Source organism: Pseudomonas sp. PS01270 (assembly GCF_029959775.1).
In the GTDB taxonomy this organism is placed as follows: Bacteria; Pseudomonadota; Gammaproteobacteria; order Pseudomonadales; family Pseudomonadaceae; genus Aquipseudomonas; species Aquipseudomonas atacamensis.
In genome coordinates, this window is record NZ_JASCPT010000255.1 from 1 (window position 1) to 1,830 (window position 1,830).

A 1,830-nucleotide genomic window follows, 5' to 3' on the forward strand; every position below is an offset into this window, starting at 1 on the left:
GGCTCGCTCCCACATTGGACGGTGCAGATCCTGTGGGAGCGAGCCTGCTCGCGAAAGCGTCAGCTTAGGCACCTCATCTATTTGCCTTGGAATGCAGCCTCACGCTTGGCAATAAACGCCGCCATCCCTTCCTTCTGATCCTGCGTCGCAAACGCGGCATGAAACACCCGCCGCTCGAAACGCACGCCTTCGCTCAGGTTGACCTCGAACGCGCGGTTGACGCTCTCCTTGATCATCATCGCAATCGGCAGTGACTTGCCAGCGATCACCGCTGCAACTTTCAGCGCCTCATCAAGCAGCTCATCGCTCGGCACGATGCGCGCGACGATGCCGCAGCGCTCGGCTTCTACCGCGTCGATCATGCGCCCGCTCAGGCACATTTCCATGGCTTTGGCTTTGCCCACGGCGCGGGTCAGGCGCTGGGTGCCGCCCATGCCCGGCAGTACGCCGAGGTTGATTTCCGGCTGGCCGAATCTGGCGTTGTCGCCCGCCAGGATGAAGTCGCACATCAGCGCCAGTTCACAGCCGCCGCCGAGGGCAAAGCCGTTGACCGCTGCGATGATTGGCTTGCGTCGGTTGGCCACTCGATCGCTGTCGCTGAACAGATCGTCCATGTAGATCTGCGGATAGGTCAGCTCAGCCATTTCCTTGATGTCGGCGCCGGCAGCGAAAGCTTTTTTCGAACCGGTGAGGACGATGCAGCCAATGTGCGCATCGGCTTCCAGCGTATCGAGGGCGTGGTTCACTTCGCTGACCAGTTGCGCGTTCAACGCGTTCAGTGCCTGCGGCCGGTTGAGGGTGATCAGGCCGACGCGGTCGCGGGTTTCCAGCAGAATCGTTTCGTAAGTCATGAATAAAATTCCTTGTCAGAGATTGCGCGAAATGACCATGCGCTGAATGTCGCTGGTGCCTTCGTAGATCTGGCAGACGCGCACGTCGCGGTAGATGCGTTCCAGCGGGAAGTCGTTGAGGTAACCGTAACCGCCGAGGGTTTGCAAGGCCATGGAACAGACCTTCTCGGCCATTTCCGAGGCGAACAGCTTGGCCATCGACGCCTCGACCAGCGCCGGTTGGCCGCTGTCGCGCAAGGCTGCGGCGTAATGCACCATCTGCCGGGCGACGGCAATTTGCGTGGCCATGTCCGCCAGGCGGAACGCCACGGCCTGATGCTCGATGATCGGCTTGCCGAAGGTGTCACGCTCGCGGGCGTAATCACGCGCGGCCTCGAACGCAGCGCGGGCCATGCCGACGGCTTGTGAGGCGATACCGACGCGGCCGCCTTCGAGGTTGGCCAAGGCGATCTTGTAGCCCTCGCCCTCCTCGCCAAGGCGGTTGGCGACCGGCACTTTCACATCTTCGAAGAGGATCTGGCAGGTGTCGGACGCGTGCTGGCCGAGTTTGTCTTCGACGCGCGCGACTTTGTAGCCGGGCGAGTCGGTCGGCACGATAAACGCGCTGATCCCGCGTTTGCCGGCGCTCGGGTCAGTCACGGCAAACACGATCACGATGCCGGCGTTCTGCCCGGAGGTGATGAACTGTTTGCAGCCGTTCAAAACGTAGTGATCGCCTTCCAGCCGCGCGCGGGTTTTCAGGCTGCTGGCATCGGAACCGGCCTGCGGTTCGGTCAGCGCGAAGGCGCCGAGCATGGCGCCGCTGGCCAATGGTTTGAGGAAGCGCTCGCGCTGGTCGTCATTGCCGAACTTGAGAATCGGCACGCAGCCGACCGAGTTGTGCACGCTCATGATCGTCGAGCACGCACCGTCGCCGGCGGCGATTTCTTCCAGGGCCATGGCGTAGGCCAGGTAGCCGGTGTCACAGCCGCCCCACTGC

2 protein-coding genes are annotated in these 1,830 nt (G+C 62.6%); both read right to left on the reverse strand.

From position 1 onward, the window contains the following. Positions 1-77 precede the first annotated feature (77 nt). Positions 78-851 (reverse strand): enoyl-CoA hydratase, encoded by a 774-nt coding sequence (locus QMX86_RS27975; RefSeq protein WP_016774718.1) that lies wholly within the window; start codon positions 849-851, stop codon positions 78-80. A gap of 15 nt (positions 852-866) precedes the next feature. Beyond that, the coding region (locus QMX86_RS27980; RefSeq protein WP_282390432.1) for an acyl-CoA dehydrogenase at positions 867-1,830 on the reverse strand (964 nt) is incomplete at its 5' end.